Origin of the sequence: Desulfogranum marinum, assembly GCF_963675105.2 — a bacterium.
Taxonomy (GTDB): Bacteria; Desulfobacterota; Desulfobulbia; order Desulfobulbales; family Desulfobulbaceae; genus Desulfogranum; species Desulfogranum marinum.
Window position 1 is genome coordinate 1,194,385 of record NZ_CAXXRO010000002.1, and the last position, 26,692, is coordinate 1,221,076.

Genomic DNA, 26,692 nt, shown 5'->3' on the forward strand with positions numbered 1-26,692 from the left:
CGTTCTTTTTCTCTGTATTTGCTATCAACTTTACCCCCAGGAAACAACAACCGGAATGGATTTTTCCGGAGAAATAGTTATGGCATCAACCGGGCAATACATCCTGCAAAGATGGCATATCTGGCAGTCAGCCGGATATTTAATGAAAGCCTTCTTTGTTTTCACGTCCTGACGGAGAACATCAGTCGGACAGGTTTGGACGCAAATGCCACAGCCAATACACCCTTTTATATGTTCAATACTCATTTACAGGTCTCATGTATTTTTCGATGATACTGTCACCAAACCAATTGGCCCAAATTTCTCTTGAGCATCTTGCTCATTTTCTAAAACATGCAATTTCAAATACATACAATCAGAATCAACGAGATACAAAATGCTCAAGAGGAATTTTAATGGAAGCCGGCATCAATCTTTTTTGGGATGTCTTGGAAAAATCAGCTATTACGTTCAAGGTCAGGCAAGCCATGACCACCGAGGCATGCGAACCAATTACCACAGGCATATAACTGATATTCCGAGGATAATTTTTTTAAGCATAACAAGGTATTGCCAAGACTCAGGAAGACTGAACGTAATAGCTATTTTTCAAAGTGGCCTTTAATCTCGCGGAGGCCTTCCGCCTTCCATACCTTCAGGAACAGCCACTATCTGACCTTCTATCTCCTGACAGGTGGCCTCTATTGTTTCTCCCCGTCGTCCTGAAAATTGAACCGTATCGCCAACAGCTTTATCTTTACATGCTGCGATAGCTTCAGGCGGGGGACCCTGTTGCCGCCTATTATCATTACCTGCTGTGCACCCTGTTGCAGGAATAACAGCAAGGAACATGAACAGTATCACCAGACTTTTTACTTTTTGTGTCATCATTTTTTGTCTCCTTTCCGGTTAACCAACCGAATGTTTTTGTTATTTTGTTGCTTGAGAAGATACAGCTGCATTATGCAAGAAATTTGTAGGAAATAAGGAAATTGAATAAAAATGGGGGGAGAGTTGGATTTATTATAATCCAGCCCGTTTTTCTCATCAGAATTCGGGCTAATAGCGGCAGCGACCAAATCCTGTGGGTTAGGCTTGGTAAACGCAACCACCTTCGTTTTGTCGAGATACCTGTTTACAAAGGAATTTATCTACCGTCTCAAGTGTATTGGGGCTGGGTCCATAAATGCGTATTTCACGCACGATGTTCATCTCTAACAGCTATTACGATACTGTTTTATGGGTATCCAATCCTGTATGCTTTATGTTATTCTCTTTCATGACCTGCCTCCTTGGTTATGGCTCAGGGGTGACTGTATATACGTTCATTTCAACCCACGTTGACAAGGGTTAAGGGTCTCTTCTTCACTCCATCCAACTCACAAACATTATGTCTAGACCCTGATGAACCTGACCCGCGAGCAATTACGTATAGTAGAACATAGCGGCGGGCATGCCCGTGTTAGTGCTGTAGCAGGTTCAGGTAAAACCACGACAATGGTAGCAAGGATTGGTCATCTACTGGAGTCTGGCGCTGTGGCCGAAAACATCCTGATCCTTATGTTTAACCGTTCTGCGCGTGATGCCTTTCAAGAGGCAATGGAAAAACACCTTGCTCATCTGAATAAACCTCTCCCTGAAGTTCGCACCTTCCATTCCTTTGGCCTACGATTGGTAAACAGTTTCTGCAAAAGGGGCGCCTTGCCCCAATACCGACTTGTAACCGAAGAGTACATCCAGGAACGAATTGCCAAAAAAGTAGCAAATGAAGCCTACCGTGATGCAGGAGAAGAAGACGGTTTTCTCATGGGAGAAGACATTGAAGAGTTTCTCAATTTCATTGACCAGGTAAAATCTACAGTTCGAGGACCTGAAAAGATCTTTCGCGAGCTGGATTTTCCTTCCCGGCTTCATTTTTTCCCTGAAGCATTTAGACGATTTGAGGAAGCCAGAAAAAAAGAGCAAATCCGCTTCTTCTCCGATCTAATATATGAACCGTTGCTGGCAATGCTTGATAGCGATGACCTCGCGAGGTGGGTGGCCAACAGGGTCGAGCACATTATTATTGATGAGTACCAGGATATAAATGAATGTCAGCAGCAACTCATTAAGACCGTAGCAGGCACGCGTGCCAAAGTTATGGTCGTAGGTGATGTCGATCAGTGTATTTATGAGTGGAGAGGGGCCCAGCCGGAATATATAACCAAACGGTTTGCAATCGACTTTAAAAATCCTACGAATTACCAGCTCTCTTATACCTTTCGCTATGGTCACCAGGTCTCGCTTGCTGCAAATCACTTGATCGTACACAATAGGAAGCGGGATAAAAAAATATGCGTTTCCCACCAATCAACCAGCCATACCGAACTTTCCTGCATTGAAGAAGAAAGTGGAAAAGGAGTGTTGCAGGAGATTGTTGCCTGGAAGGAGAATGGTAGATCCCTCGCCGAAGCAACGGTTCTGGTTCGCCTGTTTGCACAGACGGTTCCGGTGGAGCTTGCTCTGCTGGAGGCAGGTATTGCCTATCGCCTTGAGGGCGGTGCTGATGTATTTGCCTGTAAGGAAATTACTGCCTTAATGGGGTACCTCAAACTCGGGTGTGGATCCCTTGCTGACGATTCTTCTGAAGATCGCCACAAGCAATTGGAAGCGATGTTTTCCCAGCCCCATCTTGGGGTCCGCAGAGAAGAAATTACGACGCTTGCGACTACCATTAGCCTGGATCTTGGCAAGGGTGAAGGAATACTCAAACAATGGTGTGACGGCGAGGTTCCACCATTTATAAAAAAGCGTTTTACTGAGGCTGCTGAAACCTGGAAATGGCTCCAGCTCCGCAGTCACTCAGGGCCGGCAGGACCTTTTCTTAAAAAGCTTGTGCAAAAACTCAAACTGTATGAGTTTTATCATTCTTTTTCCGCCCGCGCTGCAACTGCCGAAAACAGAGTCAAAACCTGCAAAGCCTTTATCAACTTTGCCACCATTCATAATCTGACAATGGTGGGTTTGATTGAGAAGATAAATGCGTTGCAGCAAGAAACAAATGGTCAACATGAAGAGAGCCTGTTGCTTACTTCCATCCACAGAGCAAAAGGGCTGGAGTGGCCTCTCGTTATTCTGCCAGGGCTTGAAAATGGGAGTTTTCCATTGTACAGGGAGCTGGAACAGGAGGGGGACCTTGAGGACGAGCGGCGGCTGTTTTATGTGGCTCTAACCCGGGGAATTGAAAAGGTCGCATGTATTCATCCACCTGACGCGAAACTGAAACGAAACATCGCTCAGTATCATAGTAAGCTACCTACAGGAAGTCTTCGGGCCAGCAGGTTCTTGTATGAGGCAAATATAGGTCTTTCAAGCGCCCTTGGCAGGTCATTGTCTGAAAAGTCTAGCGATAAGGACCTTGCAGCTGATGAAGTGCTTATAGCTGAGCGTTACCTTCAGGCTCTTGGAGTGAAAAGGAAGCTAATTCAGAAGAAGGCAACAACCAGTTCCACCACAAAACAGTCCACATTTCTCACGATAACAGACGTCTGTGAAGGTCTGATGGTCTTCCATCCCACCTTTGGTGCAGGGACTGTCACTGCGATTACGGACAAGAAGCAGGGTCGTCTCACCGTGCTCTTTGACGACCATGGGGAAAAGGTGTTACTTGCGGCTTACGCGAAGCTAGAAGCTTTAGCGGTCTAACCTCCTGTGCCCACATTGTCATCGTGGCGATTTAGAAATTCTTCATGGCTATTTCAATTGCTACACCCCGGAAAAGGAGCCCCTAGGGTACGGAGAAAAAAGCTTGCAGAAGGGAGGATACAGGGGCCTCCTATCCGTAACGGCCTAAACATGACTTATGTCAAGACCGTTACGTGCCACAAAAGTCAAAAACCACTTGCCCCTTTTTTAAGTGAGTCAAGCAAAGACGCGCCCCCTTTTCATTCCCACTCAACCCACCTCACTCTCCCTCACCCTTTTGAGGGGGAATAATCCCCACTTTTGCGGGATAGCTCTAGCTCTTGTTTCAGTTTAGAAATAAACATTGTGCAATTCCCAACCATTAATCAATCACATGGAGGAATACCGGCTATGAGTAGAATGTTACTGGCGCCTAACCGTTATGTTCAAGGAGCAGGAGCGATAAGTGAGATCGGCGAGCATGTAATAAGCATGGGTTCCAAAGCACTGATTACCGGTGGGAAAACTGCTTTAGAAACATGTGGAGAACAACTTAAAGAGAGTTTGACTGAAAAAGGACTTGCCTTTTATCAAGAAACATTTGCGGGAGAATGCTCGAATAAGGAAATACAACGACTTGTTTCCATAGCCACAACAAACGAATGTAAAGTGGTGATTGCTGTTGGTGGAGGCAAGGTAATTGATACAGGCAAGGCTGTTGCCCATGAGATGAGTGTTCCCGTTGTCGTTGTTCCAACAATTGCGGCAACAGATGCACCTTGCTCTGCTCTTTCAGTTATTTACACTGATGATGGGGTATTCGAACGGTATCTTGTCTTGCCCAAGAACCCTGATTGTGTACTTGTCGACACATTGATAGTGGCACAAGCACCTGAATCATTCTTGGTTTCCGGAATGGGTGACGCTTTAGCCACTTATTGGGAAGCAGACACCTGTGCTAAAAGTTGTGCGCCAAATGCTTTGACAGGGGCAACGCCGCCTACTTTATCTGCACAGGCGCTGGCAAGGCTTTGTTATGATACTTTACTTGAACACGGACATGCAGCCAAACTTGCAGTTAAGCGAAATGTTGTTACGTCGAGTGTTGAAGCAGTAGTAGAAGCAAATACGCTTCTTTCCGGAATTGGCTTTGAGAGTGGTGGGTTAGCTGGAGCCCATTCAATCCATAATGGTTTTACTGTACTGGAAGCATCCCATGGGAAACTTCACGGCGAAAAAGTTGCTTTTGGTACCTTAACCCAGTTGGTACTTGAAGGGAGACCGCAAGAACAGATCAATGAAGTGATGTCATTTTGTGTCAGTATTGGACTGCCTGTATCTCTTAAAGAGTTAGGGTTAAGCAATCCGAGCAAGGCTGACATTAAAGCGGTTGCTGAAGCCACAACAGCTGAAGGGGAAACGATACATTCAACATGGTTCCCTGTAACAGCGGCCGCTGTTGAGGCAGCCATATGGACAGCGGATGCCTTAGGGGAAGACTTCCTAAATAAGTCGTAATTTCTCTCGACAGGCGGATGGAAAACTACCTAAAAGGGCAATCGTTAAACAAGAGCGTCTCTTGAATAATTAGATTTATTGTTCAAGGTTGAGCGAAAAGGCAACTATCACCCCATTTTCGCCGGCAACTGGTCCAGCAAGCAGGTGGATAAGCGCTGCACTTATCCACCCTTTCACTGCTGTGGCATCACTACATTATTACGTTCATACCGTTGGCGGTTTAATAGGATATTTAACCTGCCTCGACCATTACGAATTCTTCTTTGAAACACACCTCATCATATTGCCCAACGCGGTCACAATCGACAGACCGTTTTTGTTGGGAGCAAAAACTGCAACTCTTGTCGGGACCATCTCATCCATTTCACAAAAAAATTGGTGCAGGATTTACGCTTATTTCCTGATGACCAATCATCTGCACCTTGTTATTTACCTTACAGGTAATCTTGAGTCGCCGTCTAAACGCATGAAACAGGTCGCCGGATAACCTGGAATAAGCCGCAGAAGCGGTAGGCGAATCACTTTGAACGGTCATATGCCTGCCTTTTGGAAGGCTGTTTTGAAACCGGAAGGTTGGATCGACCAATAATGACTTGTATTGTATATCAATAATTCGCTTGCTATATGTATGAGCCAGTTGATTTACTGTCTTTTCGCCCAATCTCTTGGTTATGCTAAAAAAACAATCCTCGGAGGTAAGCGAAGACTCCGATATCAACTATATGCCTGTGGTTATCTTTTAAGCATGCCTCGGAGTCTTTGCTTACCTGACCTTGAACGAAAGCCCTAGTAAATCAACAGACTCATGTGTAAGTCAGACACTGCTGAGTGTGAAAAAAATATAAACGGCCTTGCAGGCCTGAATTCAATAAAAAAGGGTTTCATGAGTGCTTTTACCGCTTTACCATTAACCAAGCCAATGATCGAAAACCTGGAGACCATGGGATACCAACAGATGACTCCGGTCCAGGCAGAGAGTTTGCCCCATGTGCTGAAAGGTGAGGACCTGCTGGCACAGGCCAAAACAGGAAGCGGGAAGACCGCAGCTTTTGGCATCGGCTTGCTGCATAATTTGAATGTGAAGCGCTTCAGGGTGCAGGCCCTGGTTATGTGTCCCACCCGCGAACTGGCAGAGCAGGTGGCCGTTGAGCTGAGGCGCATAGCCCGGTTTAAACACAATATCAAGATTGTAACTATCTGCGGTGGAGTTCCTTTCCTGCCCCAGCAAATTTCCCTGGAGCATCAGGCACATATTGTAGTGGGGACTCCCGGACGCATTGAACAGCATTTAAAACGCGGAACAATGAACCTTGATAATGTCACCACCCTTGTCCTGGATGAGGCCGACCGAATGCTGGATATCGGCTTTGCCGACAGTATTGAAGTCATCATGGGGTATGTTCCAAAGCATCGCCAGACCCTTCTTTTTTCCGCTACATTTCCAAAGCCGATCCTTGAACTGAGCACGCGTTTTCAGAAAAACGCGCACCGGGTGGTGGTGGATGCCGAGCACGAAGAAAACGTTATCCGGCAATATTTCTACGAAGCCGAGTTGGACAGTAAGCCCGCTGTCGCAGCTCAGGTTTTAGAGGCGTATAAGCCGGCATCAGCACTGATTTTCTGCAACACCAAACTGCAGTGCAAGTCTCTTTCTACATTCCTTAATGAAAAAGGTTTTTCATCTCTAGCCATTCACGGTGACCTTGAGCAGAAGGACAGAACCCAAACATTGGTGCGCTTTTCCAACGGCAGCACTCCCATTCTGGTTGCCACGGACGTGGCAGCCAGGGGCCTTGATATCTCAGGGCTCAGTGCGGTAATCAACTTTGACCTCCCCTTTGAGCCGGAGGTATATATCCACCGCATTGGCCGGACAGGCAGGGCCGGGAAAGAGGGAATGGCTTTTTCCCTTATGGAGCCCACGGAGCGCTTCAGGCTGGAAGAGATAAACACCCTGATGGGCACTGCTTTTGAGGTGACTGATATCGAAACGCTTGAACCATCAACCGAAGAGAGCGCTACCCCTCCCATGGTAACCTTCTCCATAAATGGTGGACGTAAGACCAAGCTTCGGCCGGGAGATATCCTCGGTGCCCTGACCAAGGATGCGGGAATCCCTGGAAGTTGCGTGGGCAAGATTAATTGCTTTGCGCTTTATTCCTACGTTGCCATCGAGCGCACCATGGCCGATAAAGCCGAGAAAGCGCTCTCCAAAAACAAGATCAAAGGGCGGCATTTTATTGTCCGCAGACATGATTAACGGAGATTAATCCTCCCTAAAAAAGGAAGGTGGTCAATCGTCCATTTCAAAAAATGGTAATCGTTCACCGCACCTCATTTTTGTACACGATCGGTCCACCCTACATACTTTGAATCCGGCACAGCCTGAACTGATGGGAAATCGGAGCTAAATATGTATTGTAATTTTTCAGGTTCTTATCCCCACTCCTTTTTTCAAAAAATAGATATTGGCTGAAAAAAGTGCCACCGAAAAAAAAACCAGCATGGACAAGCCTATGAAAATGCTGATATCGGAGATGCCCAAAAAGCCGTAGCGAAACCCGTTGATCATGTAGACTATGGGGTTGGCTTTGGATACCCCTTGCCAGAAACCGGGAAGCAGGCTCAACGAGTAGAAGACACCGCCCAGGTACGTAAGTGGAGTGATAACAAAGGTGGGGATGATGGAGACATCGTCGAATTTCCTGGCAAATACGCCGTTGATAATTCCTGCCAGCGAAAACACGAAGCTGGTCAACAAAGCGAAAAGCACAGTGTAGAAAAGGCTGTGAATGGGCAGCCTGACAAAAAGAAGACTGACTAAGGAAACCAGAAAACCTACACTTAGTCCCCGCACCATTCCGCCGGATGCGTAGCCGAGTATGATCACCCAGTTGGGGGTTGGGCTTACCAGGAGTTCCTCGATGTTGCGTTGAAATTTGGCACTGAAAAACGAGGAAACAGTGTTGGTGTAGGAGTTGGTGATAATCGACATCATAATCAGCCCCGGAGCGATAAATGCCATGTAGCTGTACCCTTCAATCTCTCGCAACTGGGAACCGATGAAACTACCGAAAATAATAAAATAAAGGCTTAATGTGATAACCGGAGGTACCAGTGTCTGTATCCAGATACGAAAAATCCGGATGATTTCTTTTCTGGCGATTGCGCCTAATGATATCAAATTTTCCTTCATTTGTTTACCAGCTCCATAAACAGCTCTTCCAGCCTGTTGGACTTATTGCGCATGGATTCGACCACGATGCTGCATGAGGAGAGATGATCGAAAATTGCATTCATAGACTGCTCTTTTGTCTTGGTTACTTCCAGGGTTGTCTCGTCAACCGGGGTAAAGTTTGTCCCCGCAAGCAGAGGAATCTCCCTACCAGCCAATGGGCTGACTTCAAACACAAACGTCTCATGGTCCAATTTCCTGAGCAGCGTTTTCTTGTCTGTATTTTCGATTATCCAGCCTTCGCTGATGATGGCAATAGTATTACAAAGTTGTTCCGCCTCTTCCAGGTAATGGGTGGTGAGGATGATGGTTTTGCCCTTGCTGTTGAGATCCAGCAGGAAGTCCCACATGCCGCGCCGCAGCTCGACATCCACCCCGGCCGTTGGCTCATCAAGGATCAACAGTTCCGGTTCATGGATAAGTCCCCTTGCAATCATGAGCCTTCGTTTCATGCCTCCGGAAAGTTCCCTGGCAGGGCTGTCACGTTTCTGCCAAAGCCCCAGTTGCCTGAGATAGCGCTCTGAATTGGCTAGAGCTGCATCCCGTGGGATACCGTAATAGCCTGCCTGCTGGGTGACGATATCCTGTACTTTTTCAAAAATGGAAAAATTGTATTCCTGTGGAACAACACCGATAAGTTTCTTGGCCCGGGGGAAATCCTGGTCTATGTCGACCCCGAAAATCTCCACCTTGCCGTCACTCTTTGTAACAAGGGACGTTATGATGCCGATGGTGGTGGTCTTCCCTGCTCCATTTGGACCAAGCAGACCGAAAAAATCGCCTTTGGGAACCTCCAGGTCAACCCCTTTTAGCGCTTGAAATCCACTTGCATAGGTCTTTTGGAGATTCGTGATAGAAAGGGCATTCATCAGGAGTGTATTACCTCGTCATTTCAATAAAATAATCAACAATTTGCCGGGGCAGATCTGTTTCGTCCAGTTTGGATATCTGCATGATTCCAGTGGGACAGGTAATATTAATCTCGGTCAAGTATTCTCCTATAAAGTCGAGGCCGGAAAAATGGATGCCCTGTTCGACCATCCATGGCCCAACGTCGTCAACAATTTTTTGCTCGCGGGGCGTGAGCCGTGTTTTCAGGGCATCGCTACTGGCAAAATTAGCATGATAGCCGCTCCTTGGCTTTCTCATTGCCGCCCCCAACACTCGATCGCCGAGCATGATCACACGTTTGTCTCCCTCATACACCCGCTCGAGAAATTGCTGCACCATAATTGGAGAGCGCCCACCATCGGTGAAATCCTCGATTGGTTCATCCTCCCCCGGCTCTATCCGGCGAACCGACTTCCCCTGGAAGCTATCCAGGGACTTGATCACACAGCTTCCGTGTTGATCGATAAATTTCTTTATCAATTTCGGGCTTGCACTGACCAAGGTAGGAGGCATATGGGAGGAAAACGGCAGAGCAATCAGCTTCTCATTAAAATTACGCAGGGCTTCCGGACTGTTTATCACCGGAGTATCGGAGAGGGAGAGCAGCTGGGTGGCATAATGAAAGGCAAGATCATAGGGCGGCTCCTTTCTCATAAAAATAAGGTCATATTCGTCCAACCCCCTGCAGTGCTCGGTCCCGTCTTCGGCCGTCCCAATCACCAATGGTTGACCGGAAAAGTGAAGCAAGTCCATGGTGGCTGTTTCGACCTCAATTCCCTGGAGCCGTGCCTGCCTGATAAGGGCAAGCGAGGTATCTGTTGCTTCGAAAAGTCCCTCTATCGGATCGAGTATGACGAGCCATTGCATAGTGTATATCCTTTTATGCTGCATTTGAATGATCGTTGTCTGCACAGGAAAACAACAGTGGTAAGAACGGGTGATCTCTTTGTCAAAAAATTACAACGATATCTATCGCCCTTTTCACGGAGGAGCATTGTTCACCAGACGTTACTGTTCAGCGAAAATCATAAAATTACCCGTTTCAAAAAACTGTATTTTTTAAGCGATTATCATTAGGTAAAACTTTCATATTTCTGATCCCAATATGGCGGGTTACCATAACATTCGCCAAAATAGTCGATAAAAACTCGTACTTTTGGAGCCAGCAAGCGCGAGCTTGGATAAACAGCCCAAATGGCGGCCTCGGTCACCAGCGGATAATTTTTCAAAACCTGCACCAGATCCCCCCTTTTGAGATGCTGATAGACGCTCCATGTAGCGTTCATCGCTAGCCCCAACCCATCTACACAAGCATCCCGGACTGCTTCTCCATGATCGGTGCGAAAGCGTCCCTTTGTTTTGATACTCACCTGGCCCTCCGGGGTATCAAATACCCAGCTTTCAAGGCCCACTAAATGAATACATTGATGATTACGCAAATCTTGCGGTGAAAGGGGCTCACCAAACTCTGCCAGGTAATCCGGGGATGCGCAAATAATCCTCTTGTCAGGTGCCAGTTTGCGGGCAATCAGGGTTGAACTTTTCAAATCGGCATTGCGAATGGCAATATCAAATCCACCTTCAACCAAATCAACTATTGTATCTGTCAACCGCAAGTCTATAGAGAGGTCTGGGTAGCGCGTTAAAAAACCCTTTAATGCGGGCATAAGATGCATTCGGCCAAAAGACGAAGGAGCTGTAACCCTTAAGGTTCCTTTTGGCAAAACGTCTCCGGCACCGACAGAGGCTCGAGCGGCTTCAATACTTGCCAGCACCTCTTCTGCGTGCGGGAGAAAGGCCACCCCCTCTTCGGTCAATGACACTTTTCTGGTGGTTCGGTGGAGCAGGCGTACACCAAGCTCTTCTTCCAGTTTGCTTATATGCGCACTTGCTACTGCTGGCGACAACCCTAACTCGCGCCCGGCGGAGCTGATATTGCTGGTTATGGCTAACCGGACAAAGAGTTTGAGGTGTTCAATATTCATCATTAATTATCAACAAAATCTATAAACTGATTCTCTAATTTAACTAATTATCATTTTATAAAATGGCAATTATAGTCCCTTCATGCAATCAAAAAGAACCATTTGCTCATCAAAAAAATGAGCAAGGATTGGAAGATGGAATACCAAGACTACCGCACATCAAGCAATCAACACTGAGCATTAGCTTCGATTATCAACAAATTCTAAAAACTAATTCGCTTATTGGCTCTATTATCAACAAACAAAAGCATTGTTATACTTTATGGAAATAAGCAAATGCATGCCTACATGCAACAAAGCCAGGAGACAAGAGTATGAAAAAAACAATTCTTATTACAGGGGCCACCGACGGAATCGGGTTGGAAACAGCCAGGATGTTAGTTGCTTTAGGCCACACAGTCTTATTGCATGGCCGCAACCCAGAGAAACTCGCCAACGTAGAAACTATGCTCTCGACGCTGCCCGATGGTGGAGTTGTTGAAAGCTACGTAGCTGATTTATCCGACATGACAGGCGTAGAAACAATGGCAAAAGCTGTGACAGAAAAGCACAAAAAACTTGATGTGCTCATCAATAATGCCGGTGTTTATAGCACGTCCACCCCGCTAACCAAGGACGGGCTTGACGTCCGCTTTGTGGTGAATACGATTGCACCCTACCTGCTGACCAAAAAGCTTTTACCACTGCTTGATGCATCCGGACGAGTCATCAATCTGTCTTCTGCTGCCCAGTTCCCGGTCGATCCAGCAGCCCTGGCCGGCAAGGCGGAGCTGTCCGACGGTGCGGCCTATGCTGAAAGCAAACTGGCACTGACGATGTGGTCTCGGCATATGGCGCTTTCGCTCAAAAATGCCGGCCCTTCCATTATTGCGGTCAATCCCAAATCAATGCTGGGCACCAAGATGGTGAAACAGGCCTACGGCGTGGCCGGCGGCGACCTGCGCATTGGTGCGGAAATACTCACCCGCGCGACCTTGTCCGATGAATTCGAAGGTGTTTCCGGACAGTATTTTGATAACGATATTGGACAATTTGCCTCGCCGCACCCCGATGCACTCAATCCTCAAAAATGTGAAGAAATTGTTGGTGTTATTGAGGAGATATTAACGCAAAGTGCGCGATAATACACAAAGGACAGAGATATGCAATACCAAGGAAAAATATACCGTCCATGGCCTGAGGCCAACAGTTTACTGATTCAGACGACCTTGGGCTGTACCCATAACAAATGTACGTTCTGCGACATGTTCAGGGAAAAAAGATTTCGCATCAGAGATATCGAGGACATTTTCAAGGATATCGATGAAGCCGGGAGCACGATGCACCGGGTCGAATCAATCTTTCTTATCGATGGAAACGTACTGGCCTTAAAAACCCCGTTTCTCGTAAAGATTCTTGAAAAAATCACTGCAACCTTTCCGGAATGCGCAAAAATTTCCCTGTATGCCGGGTTAAATGACCTGAGACGTAAATCGGTTGAAGAACTCAGAGAACTCAAACAGGCAGGTCTAACCATGGCCTATACCGGTTTAGAGTCCGGCGACGGCGTAACCCTTGAGCGGATCAAAAAAGGGTTAAGCCCGCAACAAGCCGAACAAGGAATGGCAAAGGCTAAGGCCGCTGGGATCGAGGTACTTCTTTCCATTATTTTCGGAATAGGTGGAAAAGAACGTTCGCAAGAACATATTCAAGCAACCACACGGCTCCTCAACGTTATGCAGCCGGAAGAACTAGCTCCCATGGCCTTGGCAATCCAGCCTGGTACAGAATTGGAGAAGGAGGTTGAAGACGGAAAATTCGTCCTCCCTACCCCGTTGCAAATCCTTGAAGAAGAACAATACCTTCTGCAAAACATGACAGGCTTTGCTACCTTTTATTGGGGCGATCACGGCAACAATATTGTTCCGATGAAAGGGCCACTACCGGAGTTGCAGGAGGTGTTTCTAAACAGAGTTAATCAGGCAATTGCTACCCATCCGGTATGCAAGGAGGAAACGCTCAAAACATTTGCATGGTAACAAGAATGCATCTCTCAGCACGTAGAAAATATTCCGACACGTGCATTTCTTGTGAGGAATATGCAATCCTTCGTCCACTACAGGGTAGATAAGCGTAGCGCATCTACCCTGGACGGTTGCTGAACCGCTAAGCAGCTGCAAAACAATGCTTACGATTACAAATAATTAAACAACATCAACCCTATCTAACAATAAAAATAGGAGTTAATCATGACTGCAACCAAGACAAACATCAGCAGATACCCTGTTCCAACCATTGACGATATGCCCGAGGACATAAAGGAAGCGTGCCTTGGGTTTAAAGAAAAATTAGGTTTTATCCCAAATGTTTTAGTTGCCCTGGCCCACCGCCCGGATGAATTCCGTGCTTTCCTGGCCTACAACAACGCCCTGATGAATAAAGAAAGCGGATTGACCCCAGCCGATAAGGAAATGATCATTATAGCGCACTCCAACCACAATGGTTGCTCATACTGTGTTCAATCCCATGGTGCAGCCCTCAGGCTTGCGACGGAAAACCCAACCATTGCCGACCAAGTAGCGGTGAACTACCATGAAGCGGATATCACACCCCGCCAGAAAGCAATGATTGATTTTGCAATGAAGGTGACAACAGATTCACGTTCTATCAATGAAAGCGACTTTGCAACCCTGCGCACCCACGGGTTATCCGATGAAGATATCTGGGATATTGCGGGTATCACCGCTTTCTTCAACCTTTCCAACCGGATGATGAACTTTGCTGCGATTCGACCTGATGACGAATTCTACATGCTGGGACGTCACTGATCTTTGAAGTAAAGCGCGGCCTGACAAGCAAATCGCGGTAAACGAGATGATGAGGCTGTTTACGCCTCATCATCAAAACAATGATTTTTTTGAGACCGCTACGATTGTATAGAATGATCGATAATCACGATATTATTAAAGCCCCCTCTTGCTCTAGCCCAAAATGTATATCCATATAGAGTAGATACCTGATCACATCAAAGGTGGTCTTTTTCCCATCAACTTCCCTTGGGGAACGCCCCTATTTCTCTACAGGAATGCATCATAACTGTTCAATTTGCCACCAGATGCTTTCTAAAATTACATTTTTTACTTTTTCCGCTTTGTATATAATTTTTGTATTGACCTTGACCTTTACAAGCCTCGCAATATAAAATTACGTATGAAAAAAAATAACAACGATATAGACGATTCCGACTCGGGCGACTACGAATGCGAGATTATTCGTGACGAGGTAACGCGCATCTTCAAGGAAAACCCTCATGATTATATCTCTGAGCTCGAAAAACTGGGCTTTGAATATTGTGATGACGAAATAGACCATGAAGAACTTGAAGAGTCCTTGGCAACACCGCAAAATACAAACCAAGAATACCTGGTCAGTTATTTTGATGGAAAGATAGCTCTCTCTGATAAATCCATTGCCATCTTTCTTGAAGAACGAAACAGCGCCACAGCCAATTTCCCCTTACTGCGCAAGTATTTCAAATCTGCAAATCCTTATCTTCTCTCCCTGATTATAGATGGATTGGAGCGTGACCATCTTTCAGAAGAGCTATTATCCGACCTGGCCTTTTTTCATGGTTTTCACAACCAATTAAGCTTACTCATCAAATACTATTCCCACGCCTGTGAGCAACAGGAAGACCTTGATGCTTTTTCAAAGCTGGCCATGGATTTCTACGATGCCGTACTACCTGATGGGTTCAATGCATATTATGCACTCCGTGATCTATTTCATAGCGGCACGGACAAGCGAAAAGTTGTCGATTTTTTGATCGAGGTGGCAGAGCAGGCGGAAAACGATGCGAAGAGAGATGTATATTTTTGATAGCGTATTGGTACCCTCCGACCCCGAATATTTGCATTCCATATAACCTGTTTCCTCCAGCCTTCTCCTTTCCGAATTGTGTCCTACTATTTCTTTTCCTGAAAATAATGAAAACAACTCAAGGTAATACCTCTTTCAATACCTCTGCATTGTTTGTACAACCCTTGATTATTGTGGGTGACTCGAATAAAAAAGCGTCGACCATCGTCATGTTTGCTCATCGCTAGGCAGCTAATCGGATCACGGTAGATTTTTTCTCGCTAAACATGCATAACCGTATGTTCAAATAACAAAATGTTTTATCAAAGTTTTTCAAAAGAGATTTTTCTATGAAACTCAATGACCCCTTCGGTCGTATGGAAAGCAGGCATCAGCTTGGTTACGAATCAATGCGCGATGCAATGCAGAAAAGTGGCATCACTACACCTAAAGAGGCTTGGGAAGTTATCAGGCAGTCAAAAAAACGTGCACTCCAATACATATGCATTGGAGTTGCCGCGCTCCTTTTAGTGACCGTAGTGCTGCCAAAAGCTTTACCGGTAACCGTAAGTCTTGCGCTTTTTATGACCGTTTGGATTGCCAGTTCTACCATCAACGGCCAACGATATATCCAGCGTTATATTGATGAAGATTTAAAAAGTGAGAGCAAGGGACAGCAAGACGATAATTAGCAGGATTGACAACCCGAAAAGGGTTGCAATGCGTTGGTAGCAGTAAAAGCGCTGCTTACAAGCGCGGACCAAGCTAAATACTTCCAAACATTTACACTGGGAGAACAATGATGAGCTCATGTGAAACCTGTAAGTTCCGAGCAATATACGACCGTAAACCAAACTCCTTTTTGGGAAGGGTTTGGCACTGGCATATCGGCTTTTGTCCTGGGTGGAAAAAATATTTCAAAGATCTTTCCGAGGAGGAAAAGCAGGAGCTGTTAAAGCGATACAATTTGAAAGAGCGCTAAACCAATACGCCTGATTTTTCCTCTGTTCAGGCGTCAGTTTCCAGTTGCATGTGACCTCGCTTTGCCGGCTTGCAACCAATGTTGCATAACTCTATCAACCGCTTGACGATATACGTAATATGAAAAACAGATGCACCTGGTGTGGAAATGATCCTTTATACATGGCGTACCATGACAATGAATGGGGCGTCCCTGTTCACGATGACCGACTTCTGTTCGAATTCCTGGTTTTAGAAGGAGCGCAAGCCGGACTTAGCTGGCTGACAATCCTGAGAAAAAGAGAGAATTACCGAAAGGCGTTTCACGGCTTTGATTATAATCGTATCGCCCACTACGCAGACAAAGATGTAAATCGCCTCCTTGCCGATGCCGGTATCGTCCGTAATCGCCTGAAGATCGGCTCAGCCATCAAAAACGCGCAAGGCGTTCTTGACATCCAGGAACAGTACGGATCGCTGGATGCTTACCTCTGGCGCTATGTGGATGGGGTTCCCAAACAAAATGCATGGAAATCCATGGCAGATATTCCAGCAAACACAAAACTATCCGATGCGATGAGCAAAGATTTAAAGAAGAGAGGCTTCAACTTTGTCGGTTCGACCATCTGCTATGCATTCATGCAAGCGGTCGGCATGGTAAACGACCACACAACGGACTGCTTTCGCTATAAACAAGTCATGCAGCTTACCCAACCAGATACATCTGAAACGCAGTAGCCGGAATCGCAGTGAGCAACCTCTGGACTCTGGAAAATATCCTATGCCTGTATCTAAAATAAAACCTTTCTCGAGTATATTCATGGTTAACTCTCTGGGTGGGGGGAAGTTACTGCCATGTCACATTATGAGATTCCTCCTGACATTTTCGAAAATCCAGAAGTGCCCCTTCCCCCCCACGCTCTGATGTAACATCAAAATGTCACGAACCTTGCTTCTCCGAAAAGACTTTCTTCCACCATTTAAGCACATTCCACCCAGACAGGTACTGTCTGTCCGGCTTGTATATGGACCCGTTGCGTGCAGGTCTGGCTGTTTGCCAGCTTGATTTCCAGCGCGTATTCGCCTTCCGGTATGCCGTTGACCGCGAACTGTCCGTGGGATGAGTAAATCGGTACCAGCTCACCATGGCCGATTATAGAGACCGTAGCACCATTTTTAGTCGCCTCCTCTGATACCGATCCCGTCAAAGATGAAATGACCCCGGTTAAAGATCCAGTAGGTTTGTCTTTTGCACCCTCCGGACGGAGCTTTACCACCACCGCACGGACCCAGAGCAATACAGTTTCGGAGGCGAAGCCAGCGGCAAAGGCCAGCCCCACGGTTGCGGCCGTAGTAGAGGGGGCAATTACATAGTAGGCAACCGTTGCAATGAAAGGAGCCGAAATGAACTGGATAATCTGAAAGACCAGGTATTCGCGCAGTTGTGCTGGTGTGAGCAGAGGAGCGCTTTGTGTGCCTACGTACCCCCGAGTAGATTGTTTTTGATACTCAGGTATACGACGAGTCAAACTCACGCCACCGCCGATCAATGACAAGATGATCAAGTAAAAGGGGATCACCAATCCCCCTTGGACCAAATATCCGCTGTCACCTCGAGCATGGCGATCTCGAATATAAAGCAGCCATTCCAGTTCGCTCTGTGCCTCTTCGATCGCGGTCGTATTTTCAGCTACGGACTGCTCCAATTGTACAATTTCGGTCTCTTTGTCGCGCATCGTTTTCAGCGTAGCCAGTGCACTGCTGAGTTCTTTTTCCAGCGCGGCAATCTCATTGGTACTTGCAGGGGCTTGGTTGTGCTCAGTCGGCGCAGTATTTTTCTTCAGCTGTGCAAGCTCCTGCTCGGTTTGCTCTATCTCCTTTTTCTGTTTAGCGAGTGCTGCTTGTGTTTTCTTTTTGCTATCTTGCAGCTGCTTGTAGGTTATTGCACCCAAAACTTGCTGACGCGCTTTTTCATTGTTTATAACTATCTGCTCTAGTTTTTGTTTCTTTTGAACAAATTGATTTACAAACTCGATTGATTCCGACTCGATCGGAAAAGGTGTGACATAGCCTCCGACCTGCACAATCCAACTCAAACGTGGAATAGCGGCAGTTTTCGAATCTTGGTCTTCGTCGCCATAACAACGCAAAGTCGCATCACGGTAATTGTTATCTGCAACGCAACCCCTGAAAACACTGATCGGACTATCTGTCCGCGCATAATGCTGCTTATCCCAGCCGGGGTCTCCTGGATCTTTTCTTAGATCGATAGAAAACGGGACAACAGCCGCGGCTAAGGCAAGGATCATGAAGCTGTAGGAAAGGGTCATCCAGTAGCGCCTAGCCCGAACATTTTCTTGGTTCAGCCAAGGATCGGCGATACTACTGTCAGCAGAGGTACCTTTCTCGACACCTGGTAGCGGCTTGGTGAATTGCCAGACGATCAAAATAAGCAGGAAGAGGAATAAAGAACCAAACAGCAAAGGCAGCAATCGAGGCAGTAACTCGATCTTTGGCCATAAATTGAATGCGTCAACTATCCACCATAGACCACAGAACACTGCCACAAAAACAACAACGGTGAGTACAATTCTGGTGCTTGGTGCCTCCCATCTCGTTTTTAGCCAAGAAATACCTTTGTTATTAGTCATTATGGCGCCCTCTTGTCTAACAGGTTGGTAAACAGTTTCTCCTTATCTGACCAAACTCAGAAATACACTCAGCATACATTTGGTTAACGTGTCAGTAAGTTCTTTCGTTAACCTTCATTTTTACCAAAACAAAGAAAACCTTGCGTTTTGATTTCGTAGCCATTCACCGCTCCCACCATTGCCTTCGGCAAGCCATCCAGTACGTAAAGTTGATAAGCGCAGCGCGTCCACGCGGAACACGATGCCTTGTATTAGTGGATGGAATATCGCTTATCCACCTTGTCAGATGTAGCGCCGTTAAACGGTTACTTGAGTTCAGTACCCCCTCTTCTTGAAACAACATATGCCATACTTACATTTTCGGCTGTTATTTGCCTGCTTCTCTTCAATTTATGACTAACAATTACATTCAAACGGTTGCTATTATTCTAAAATCAAGCAAACGCTATACCGTTAACGCTGTAAAGCCCTTTAATGTTACGTGTTCGCGGAATCACCGGCCGAGGCAAAAAACTCTTTCTAGAAAAAACATGTATTTTTGGTCTATATGAACCAAAACTGGTGGTGCATATCCACCAGGAACCAAGCCAGCCCCTGTTCGCCTCCAACGACCTCTGCACATTTCAGCAATAGAAGAATTTCTCGATAAACCAATTAAAGAAATGAGTTTGGGCTTCCGCAAGCCTTTCTCTCTTTCGCAACTTTCAGTTTATCTCACCGCGTTACTTAAAAATCCTCAGGTCTTTAACAAAATACTATTTGCTCACAACAATTCTTAACAATATCAATTACCTTTTGTATTTATATCACTTTGTATTTCTTAGTGACTAGTGGTACATTTCACATTTTTGGTTTATACACAAAACCAACTGCATAAAACTGAACGTGGCCGACATCTTGTACGATTATCAGAAAGTTGCCATTTAGTGGAAAGATATTGACTTTGATTGAGATAATTTTTGTTAAGCATTTTTTTTGAAGTATCTTTGGCTGCAGCTGTACAGTGGATAATGTCAAATTGGAGCAGGCTGGGTAATTGGTGCAGGGATTTGTAACATGAATATTATCCTGTTAACTTTATATCCAGGAAGGTTGTCATGATATAGAGCAGGAAACAGGATAACTTGATAGCTGAACATCATAGGAAACAATTATGAAAAATGTAGGACTGGTTATATCTATTACCCTATTTAGTGTATTCATGTTTAGTGGAAGTCCGTGTCAGGCAGAACAGAAAAGCCACTCCTCTTCTGTTGAAGAGCACAATAAATCGGTTGTGCAACGATATTTTCAGGATGTCCTTGACGGAAAACAGTTTGATATTATGAACGAATTGTTTACTACAGATATTATGATGCACAGACCTGAAGGCGTACTATCCAATCTTAGTAAAATTCAACCGTTGTTTCAATCAGCGCTCTCACCCCATACCTTCAAGACAACAATCCATGACATTTTTGCATCCGGCGATCGCGTTTTTGTGAGATTAAGCCACCAGATGACTCATTCTTCTGTTAAAGCTCTCTTGCGCAGCAGAATTGGTAAATTTGATGTCCGCGGAAAAACAATACATTGGGATGCAATGGTAATTTTTCGCCTTGAAAACGGGAAAATTGCTGAAGAATGGGTATCTCGTGATGAGCTTGGAATGCTTATGCAAGTTGGTAAGCTCCAACTTAAAACTTCTCGCTGGTAGAATGATGGACATTCTTAAATTCGATTCCGGATTCTAAAAATGCGCTAACAAACTAATTTACGCGGACGGAAAATAGCTCCGCAAATCTTCGAATAGCTCGGCGGGTCGCAAAAGTCTCGTCGCCGCCGGTTATCCAAACCGTTCGACAATTGCAGCGACAAAGCAATTTTTATAAACTCAACTTTCGGGGTTGGAAGCGCATGACAGAAAATATATAGCAACCACCTGAAAATAGGATAAAAAATAGAAAAGCCCTTCGCTTTCTGGTATATTGAAATCTGCGAAAAAACCAACAATACCAGGAAGAAAGAGCTTTTATGGAAACTACCAGTTATTTCGAAGCACAACAAGAGGCAAAAACAGCTGCAATCTCGAATTGCATCGTTCTTTGACACCTTCACGATCGGCACTTTGCTCAATACCAGCGGAATACGCAAACTCAAAGGCACGACACCGTTAGTAATTTTTCAAGCGATCTTCATGCTTCCTTTCCAAGGAGCAAACTTTTATCGAGGGATCGTGCTCAATGATAATGTTGGTTTTGGCAAAGACGCTGCCTATGAGCTGTTGGCATCACCCAAGTACAATTGGCGAGCCTTCATGCTCAAATTAAGTGCATTGGTTTGTCGATATTACGATGCATTGACTAATGATGACCGGGTAAAAGTTCTGATTGCTGATGACAGCGTCTACGATCGCGGCCGTTCCAAAAAGGTGGAACTCCTGGCAAGAATTTTTGACCATAACAGCAGGCGCTACCTTAATGGGTTTAAACTCTTGCAGTTAGGCTGGTCGGATGGAGCGAGCTTTGTCCCGTTGGATTTCGCCCTTCGCTCCTCAGTGGCAAAAAAGAACCGGCTTCAAGAATCCACCAAAGAGCTAGACAAAAGATGCTGTGGCTCCAAGCGCCGGAAGGAAGCTACGACAAAAACACCAGCGCTGCTGGAAGAAATGGTCAAGCGTGTTCTGGCTAGAGGAGTACGAGCTGATTACCTCCTGCTGGACAGCTGGTTCTGCTTTTCCGGCTTGATTGCCAGACTGAGCAAAGACATACCGGTAATCTGCATGGCTAAGGATCTCAAAAGCGTTCTTTATTGTCACAAAAATGTCCATGTCCGGCTGAGTGAACTATACAAGCGTTTGCGTAAAAAACCGGGACTGGCAAAAGTCCTTGCCAGCACTGTAGTAGAAATGAAAGGGGGAACAGCGGTTAAGGTCGTTTTTGTTCGTCATCGCAATACAAGGAAATGGCTGGCCTTGCTCAGCACTGACCTCGAGCTTACCGATGAGGAAATAGTCAGGATATACGGAAAACGCTGGGACATAGAAGTGTTTTTTAAAATGGCGAAGCAGCACCTGAACCTTGAGCGTGAGGTCCAACTCCGTGACTACGATGGCCTCATTGGACATACAACCATTGTCATGACTCGATATATTTTCCTGGCTTTTGAACAGAGGCATTATGACGACCCGCGGACGCTAGGCAGCCTGTTCCATGCCTGTTGTGATGAGGTGGCCGATATCAGCCTGCTGGAATCGATGAAGCGCCTGTTGGCCCTGGTCATGGATGCAATACGATCTACAGGAGAATTCTCGGAGCAAATAATTTCATCAATGATCGATGTAATCATGGGGACGGCTGTTGATATCCTGAATTCACACCAGGCGTGCACCGCTGTTTTAAATGGTAAAACAGCAAAATGAGGCAACCCCGAAAGTTGAGTTTATAAAGATACAACCTGTCACGACTTGATAAAATAGTCCATAAGCCATTTTTGAAATTAAAAAATGAACAATTTTACAAAAGCAGACTCAGCATCCCTATATGGCTCTGTTCATTTGGGACATCAAACGTACCTTGCTCAAGGAGCAATCCTACGATCAGTGGCTGAAGGGATCGCTATTGGCCATAACAGTGCTGTATTGGAAAATTGTGTCCTTGTGGGACACCCTGAATTGAAAACAGCGGTGGGCCGCAAAGTCGTTTTTGGACACCGAACCCTTATCATTGGCGCTACGGTTGGCGATTTGTGTGAAATTGGCAATGGTTGTGTTTTGATGCCAGGTTCCACCCTTGGAAGTTGTTGTATCTTGGGCGAGGGAACTCTTATTCCAGAGGGCATGGTCGTTCCTGAGCATTCAGTGGTGGTGGGGCGACCCGGGCGAATCATTCGGTCGTTAACAGAGGAGGACCAGGCCATGATCTCGCGAATGCGAGGAGGCGATATTTCCTTGTCCGAGAGAGCGGACCAAATTGTTCAGTTGGTATTAACGGAAGGAAAACCTATGGGAAAAGTATATTCGTATAAAAACAAATCACCTCAAATCGCAGACACAACATTCCTTTTTGATTCTTCAGAGATCACCGGCGATGTGATTATTGGAGAACATTGCGTTATTGGAGCAGGGGTGAAAATCATTGGGGATTCTCATGGTCCCGTTCGAATAGGCAATCACGTTCAAATTTTAGAAAATACCGTTCTACATCTTTTACCTGATAATCAATTGATTCTTGAGGACCATGTCATTATTGGTCCCGGTTGTATGATTCATGGTTGTGAAATTGGAGAGTGCACGGTGGTAGAACCTGGAAGCATCGTTTGTGATTCCAGCAAGGTTGGTAAACATTCCATTGTTAAGGCAGGAACCCTTGTGAAACAGCGAGCCACCTTTCCGGATTATTCTATTTTAGAGGGATTCCCCGCAAAACAGAATGACACTTTAACCCGCTCGCCGGAAAAGCCAAAATGGACGTTCAACTTTAATGATTTGCGGACTTTGCAATAGGACACAGTCGAACGAGCAAAAAGGGGACAGGTATATTTTCTTATAAGCTCAACCTTGCTTTCGACTAGTATTTAAGTTCCTGGCATCGCGGCAGTAACAGGGCTTACATACAGGGAATTTGCACCCCATAAGTTCACGCCCATGCCGGGCGTACACAAAAAACTGGACCCGACATAGTAAACATCACAACCAAGCTACACTTGCTTGCGCTGCCCACGGCGCGGGTCAGCACCGCGATTAGACGAAAAAAATCACAACATATTAAATGTAATGGCATTAAAATTGTGGGTAATTGTAGGATTTATAATTACATTAAACCTTTGAGGTTTATCCACTACTTATCTAAATGGAGGTGAAGGGCAAATAACAAAAAGAAAAAAAGGGTCCCCCATTAAAAGGCCCTCGCCATTGCCAGAATTCAAGAGGAAAGCACCATCTCAAACTCATGAAAAAAGCCTATTTGCTCAGCATTTCGATCATTGCTGTCGGCCTCTTTTTCGGCTACCGCTACCTGACCAGGGAAAAGCCGATCAATGTTACGGCACAGACGGTGGACAGCGGTGTGGTGGAGGCTACGGTAGCCAATACGCGAGCCGGTTCGATCAAGGCCCGCAATCGAGCCAATTTGACTCCTGCGACAGGCGGCCAGATTGCCACCCTCAACGTGCGTAAGTCGGATGTGGTCAAGGCAGGGCAGGTATTGCTCACCCTGTGGAACAAGGATCTGCAGGCGCAATTGCAATTGGCCAAAAGCGAGGTGCTGGTGGCTGAGGCCACGGTTCGAGAAACTTGTCTGATGGCCGATCTTGCCCAAAGGCAGGCCAAACGGCAAAAGGAATTACGCGGGACCCGCGCCACCTCTGAAGCCAGGTATGATGAGGCAGTTGCCGCAGCCCAGGCCCGGAAAGCAGGTTGCGAGGCAGCCAAGGCCCGGCGAGCAGTCAGTGTGGCCCAGGTGGAGGCAGCCGACGCCATGGTGGAGCGGACTATTCTCACCGCCCCCTTTGACGGCATTGTTGCCGAAGTCAACGGGGAGATCGGCGAATATCTCACCCCTTCCCCGCCGGGAATCGCCACCCTGCCGGCGGTGGACCTAATCAATATGCAATCGCTCTATGTCACGGCACCCATTGACGAGATCGATGCCGCCCAGGTACGGACAGGCATGGAAGTTCGAGTCAGTCTCGACGCCTTTCCCAAACAGACCTTTCCGGGCCGCGTGCACAGTATTGCCCCGTATGTGCTCGAAGTGGCCAAACAGGCACGCACTGTGGAGATCGAGGCTGATTTTACCGAATATTCCGCACCGGAAAATCTGCTGGCCGGCTACAGTGCCGATGTGGAGATTATCATCGATACCCGCGCGGATGTCCTCCGCATCCCCAGCGAGGCGGTACTGGAAGAGAGCTATGTCTATCGTGTCCAGCCGGAAAAGAACCGCATCGAGCGCCGAAAAATTACCACCGGCCTGAGCAACTGGAAGTTTACTGAAGTCACTTCGGGCCTTTCCAGGGGCGATCGGGTGGTGACCACCATTGACCGCAAGGGACTGGCCGACGGGGTGCTGGTCCAGATGGAACAGCAGGCAGCCACGCCATGATCGAACTGCGTGAAGTCAGCCGTATTTTCAACGTGGGGGGGCAGGAGGTGCGGGCCATGGACCGGATATCTCTGACCATAGAACCGGGCGAATACCTGTCGATCATGGGGCCTTCCGGCTCCGGCAAGTCGACCCTGCTTAATATCCTGGGCCTGCTCGATACCCCCAACAGCGGTACCTATCTCCTGGAAGGGATAAATGTCACCAGCCTCAGCGACAATCAACTGGCGGCCACCCGCAGTCGCAAAATCGGTTTTATTTTTCAGTTTTTTCATCTCATTCCCCGCCTCACTGCCCAGCAAAACATTGAGCTGCCCCTGCTCCTGGCCGGAGTACCGAGCAAGGAACGGCAGGCGTGCAGCACCCGTCTGATCGAGGCCTTCGGGCTGGCTGCCAGGAGCAATCATCGCCCGGACGAACTCTCCGGAGGGCAGCGCCAGCGGGTGGCGATTGCCAGAGCAGTGATCAACGAGCCTGCGGTGCTGCTGGCCGACGAACCCACCGGGAACCTGGACCGCCATTCCGGGGCTGAAATCGTCGAATTAATGGAAGGGCTGAACAGCAAGGGCCTCACCTTGGTGGTGGTGACCCATGATCCGGAAATCGGCAGGCGGGCCAGGCGCCAGGTTCGGGTGGTGGACGGCCAAATCGCAGCCGATAGCCTCCGTGGAGCCAGCCATGCGGCCCCTTGACACCATTGGCTTTGCCATGCATAGCCTCGGCAGCAATCGGGTCCGTACCCTGCTGATGCTGCTGGCCATGAGTATCGGCGTGGCCTCGGTGGTCTTGCTAACCGGCATCGGCAACGGTGCCCGTCTGTACATTGTTGATCAGTTTGCCTCACTGGGCACCAATCTGGTAATCGTTATTCCAGGACGCACGGAAACTGCTTCCAATACCCCGGCCACCCTGGTGGGCGAAACCCCGCGCGATCTTACCCTGGGCGACGCCAGAGCGCTTATGCGGGGTGATACCGTCCGCCGATTGACCCCGGTCAATATCGGCGAATTGAGCATCGCCTGGCGGGGCAAAGAACGACAGGTGCCGCTGATTGGTTCCACGTCGCAAATCCTTGAGATTCATCATCTCACCATGGAGCGGGGTGTTTTTCTTCCTGATGAGGATATGGAAATAGCCCGGCCTGTCTGCGTAATCGGTGCCAAGGTCTATCGGGAACTGTTCGGCACGCAGAACGCGCTGGGGGAAATGGTACGGCTCGGCGGGTTCCGCTGCCGGGTTATCGGCATCCTCGGCTCGGAGGGACGCTCCCTGGGGCTGGATACCGAAGAACTGGTGATAGTGCCGGTGGCCTTTGCCCAGATGCTGCTCAACACCGAGGGCCTGTTCCGTATCCTGATTGAGGCCAAGGATCTGGATGTCCTGGATCGCCTGAAGAAGCACATCAGTTCCACCATTGCCAAACGGCATTATGGCGAGGAGGATGTGACCATCATTACCCAGGATTCGGTGCTGGCCACGTTTGACAAAATCTTCCGAGTGCTCACCCTGACTGTGGCCGGCATTGCCGGGATCAGCCTGGTGGTGGCCGGAATTCTGATCATGAACGTCATGCTGATGGCGGTCGCCCAGCGGACTGCGGAAATCGGACTGTGCAAGGCCCTGGGTGCCAGTCAATTGCAGATCATGCTGCTAGTGGTGACCGAGGCCCTGCTGCTCTCCACCATCGGCGGTTTGATCGGGATGACGCTCGGTTTCGCCGGTTCCTGGCTGGTTGTTCAGTTCTACCCGACCCTGCAGACTACCCCGCCGCCCTGGGCCATTGCCGCCGCCCTGGGTACGGCCCTGGGCACCGGGTTTATTTTTTCCCTGCTGCCCGCCCGTCGGGCCGCCCGCCTTGATCCCATCCAGGCGCTGGCTAAACACTGAGGC

Annotated in this window: 22 protein-coding genes and 2 pseudogenes; 16 read left to right on the forward strand and 8 right to left on the reverse strand. The window is 47.3% G+C overall.

Features of this window, described 5'->3' with window-relative positions; all coding sequences use genetic code 11:
• Positions 1-30: 30 nt before the first annotated feature.
• Together ACHZCY_RS06130 and ACHZCY_RS06135 are read right to left on the reverse strand one after the other, a co-directional pair.
• Positions 31-246, reverse strand: a complete 216-nt coding sequence (locus ACHZCY_RS06130; protein WP_205224076.1) for a 4Fe-4S dicluster domain-containing protein — start codon at positions 244-246, stop codon at positions 31-33.
• Positions 247-600: 354 nt separating this feature from the next.
• Positions 601-870 carry a hypothetical protein gene (locus tag ACHZCY_RS06135; RefSeq protein WP_319548194.1) on the reverse strand — a complete coding sequence of 90 codons (270 nt, stop codon included), beginning with the start codon at positions 868-870 and terminating at the stop codon, positions 601-603.
• A 513-nt stretch (positions 871-1,383) separates the two neighbouring features.
• On the opposite strand from ACHZCY_RS06135, the gene ACHZCY_RS06140 reads away from it, so the two are divergent.
• Together ACHZCY_RS06140 and ACHZCY_RS06145 are read left to right on the forward strand one after the other, a co-directional pair.
• Positions 1,384-3,663: an ATP-dependent helicase gene (locus ACHZCY_RS06140; protein WP_319548195.1), complete on the forward strand. Its 2,280-nt coding sequence runs from the start codon at positions 1,384-1,386 to the stop codon at positions 3,661-3,663.
• Positions 3,664-4,053: 390 nt separating this feature from the next.
• Positions 4,054-5,160, forward strand: coding sequence for a glycerol dehydrogenase (locus ACHZCY_RS06145; protein ID WP_319548196.1), 1,107 nt, complete (start codon positions 4,054-4,056; stop codon positions 5,158-5,160).
• A 364-nt stretch (positions 5,161-5,524) separates the two neighbouring features.
• Here ACHZCY_RS06145 and ACHZCY_RS06150 read toward each other — a convergent pair whose 3' ends face one another.
• The gene (locus ACHZCY_RS06150; protein ID WP_319548197.1) at positions 5,525-5,695 is read right to left on the reverse strand and encodes a hypothetical protein; all 171 of its coding nucleotides are present in this window, start codon (positions 5,693-5,695) and stop codon (positions 5,525-5,527) included.
• Between the two features lie 348 nt (positions 5,696-6,043).
• Between ACHZCY_RS06150 and dbpA the strand changes: the two genes are divergently transcribed.
• Positions 6,044-7,420 (forward strand): ATP-dependent RNA helicase DbpA, encoded by a 1,377-nt coding sequence (gene dbpA, locus ACHZCY_RS06155; protein WP_319548198.1) that lies wholly within the window; start codon positions 6,044-6,046, stop codon positions 7,418-7,420.
• 168 nt (positions 7,421-7,588) lie between these two features.
• Here the strand turns inward: dbpA and ACHZCY_RS06160 are convergent, their stop codons facing one another.
• From ACHZCY_RS06160 to ACHZCY_RS06175, 4 genes are all read right to left on the reverse strand, one after another.
• On the reverse strand, positions 7,589-8,356 hold the full coding sequence (locus ACHZCY_RS06160) for an ABC transporter permease (RefSeq protein ID WP_205224080.1): 768 nt from the start codon (positions 8,354-8,356) through the stop codon (positions 7,589-7,591).
• Entirely contained in the window at positions 8,353-9,264 is a 912-nt protein-coding gene (locus tag ACHZCY_RS06165) for an ABC transporter ATP-binding protein (protein WP_319548199.1), read from the reverse strand. Before ACHZCY_RS06165 ends, ACHZCY_RS06160 begins: the two co-directional genes overlap by 4 nt.
• A 10-nt stretch (positions 9,265-9,274) precedes the next feature.
• On the reverse strand, positions 9,275-10,153 hold the full coding sequence (locus tag ACHZCY_RS06170) for an ATP-grasp domain-containing protein (protein WP_319548200.1): 879 nt from the start codon (positions 10,151-10,153) through the stop codon (positions 9,275-9,277).
• 206 nt (positions 10,154-10,359) lie between these two features.
• Positions 10,360-11,271: a LysR family transcriptional regulator gene (locus ACHZCY_RS06175; protein ID WP_394713367.1), complete on the reverse strand. Its 912-nt coding sequence runs from the start codon at positions 11,269-11,271 to the stop codon at positions 10,360-10,362.
• A gap of 314 nt (positions 11,272-11,585) precedes the next feature.
• Here ACHZCY_RS06175 and ACHZCY_RS06180 point away from each other — a divergent pair, with 314 nt between their 5' ends.
• The 6 genes from ACHZCY_RS06180 to ACHZCY_RS06205 all read left to right on the forward strand — a co-directional run bounded on the left by ACHZCY_RS06180 (position 11,586) and on the right by ACHZCY_RS06205 (position 16,806).
• Positions 11,586-12,395 (forward strand): SDR family NAD(P)-dependent oxidoreductase, encoded by an 810-nt coding sequence (locus ACHZCY_RS06180; protein WP_319548202.1) that lies wholly within the window; start codon positions 11,586-11,588, stop codon positions 12,393-12,395.
• 18 nt (positions 12,396-12,413) lie between these two features.
• Complete coding sequence (locus ACHZCY_RS06185; RefSeq protein ID WP_319548203.1) at positions 12,414-13,289, forward strand: radical SAM protein; 876 nt, start codon at positions 12,414-12,416, stop codon at positions 13,287-13,289.
• Between the two features lie 210 nt (positions 13,290-13,499).
• Positions 13,500-14,078, forward strand: coding sequence for a peroxidase-related enzyme (locus ACHZCY_RS06190; protein ID WP_205224945.1), 579 nt, complete (start codon positions 13,500-13,502; stop codon positions 14,076-14,078).
• Between the two features lie 382 nt (positions 14,079-14,460).
• Positions 14,461-15,129: a hypothetical protein gene (locus ACHZCY_RS06195; RefSeq protein ID WP_205224944.1), complete on the forward strand. Its 669-nt coding sequence runs from the start codon at positions 14,461-14,463 to the stop codon at positions 15,127-15,129.
• Positions 15,130-15,458: 329 nt separating this feature from the next.
• On the forward strand, positions 15,459-15,800 hold the full coding sequence (locus ACHZCY_RS06200) for a hypothetical protein (protein WP_319548204.1): 342 nt from the start codon (positions 15,459-15,461) through the stop codon (positions 15,798-15,800).
• A 409-nt stretch (positions 15,801-16,209) separates the two neighbouring features.
• A complete protein-coding gene (locus tag ACHZCY_RS06205; RefSeq protein WP_319548205.1) occupies positions 16,210-16,806 on the forward strand; it encodes a DNA-3-methyladenine glycosylase I in 597 nt (198 codons plus the stop codon).
• A gap of 242 nt (positions 16,807-17,048) precedes the next feature.
• Here ACHZCY_RS06205 and ACHZCY_RS06210 read toward each other — a convergent pair whose 3' ends face one another.
• Positions 17,049-18,719, reverse strand: coding sequence for a hypothetical protein (locus ACHZCY_RS06210; protein ID WP_205224941.1), 1,671 nt, complete (start codon positions 18,717-18,719; stop codon positions 17,049-17,051).
• 1,153 nt (positions 18,720-19,872) lie between these two features.
• Here ACHZCY_RS06210 and ACHZCY_RS06215 point away from each other — a divergent pair.
• The 7 genes and pseudogenes from ACHZCY_RS06215 (at position 19,873) to ACHZCY_RS06245 (ending at position 26,689) form a co-directional block, all read left to right on the forward strand.
• Positions 19,873-20,415: an ester cyclase gene (locus ACHZCY_RS06215; protein ID WP_205224903.1), complete on the forward strand. Its 543-nt coding sequence runs from the start codon at positions 19,873-19,875 to the stop codon at positions 20,413-20,415.
• Between the two features lie 317 nt (positions 20,416-20,732).
• Positions 20,733-22,119 (forward strand): annotated as a pseudogene (locus ACHZCY_RS06220) (IS4 family transposase).
• 84 nt (positions 22,120-22,203) lie between these two features.
• The gene (locus ACHZCY_RS06225) at positions 22,204-23,202 is read left to right on the forward strand and encodes a hypothetical protein (protein WP_319548206.1); all 999 of its coding nucleotides are present in this window, start codon (positions 22,204-22,206) and stop codon (positions 23,200-23,202) included.
• A gap of 445 nt (positions 23,203-23,647) precedes the next feature.
• Positions 23,648-24,802, forward strand: a complete 1,155-nt coding sequence (locus tag ACHZCY_RS06230; RefSeq protein WP_205224901.1) for an efflux RND transporter periplasmic adaptor subunit — start codon at positions 23,648-23,650, stop codon at positions 24,800-24,802.
• Complete coding sequence (locus tag ACHZCY_RS06235) at positions 24,799-25,494, forward strand: ABC transporter ATP-binding protein (RefSeq protein ID WP_319548207.1); 696 nt, start codon at positions 24,799-24,801, stop codon at positions 25,492-25,494. Before ACHZCY_RS06230 ends, ACHZCY_RS06235 begins: the two co-directional genes overlap by 4 nt.
• Positions 25,495-25,549: 55 nt before the next feature.
• A pseudogene (locus tag ACHZCY_RS06240) lies at positions 25,550-26,194 on the forward strand (ABC transporter permease); the annotation flags it as partial.
• A 183-nt stretch (positions 26,195-26,377) separates the two neighbouring features.
• Positions 26,378-26,689, forward strand: coding sequence for an ABC transporter permease (locus ACHZCY_RS06245; RefSeq protein ID WP_394713368.1), 312 nt, complete (start codon positions 26,378-26,380; stop codon positions 26,687-26,689).
• The last annotated feature ends 3 nt before the right edge of the window (positions 26,690-26,692 follow it).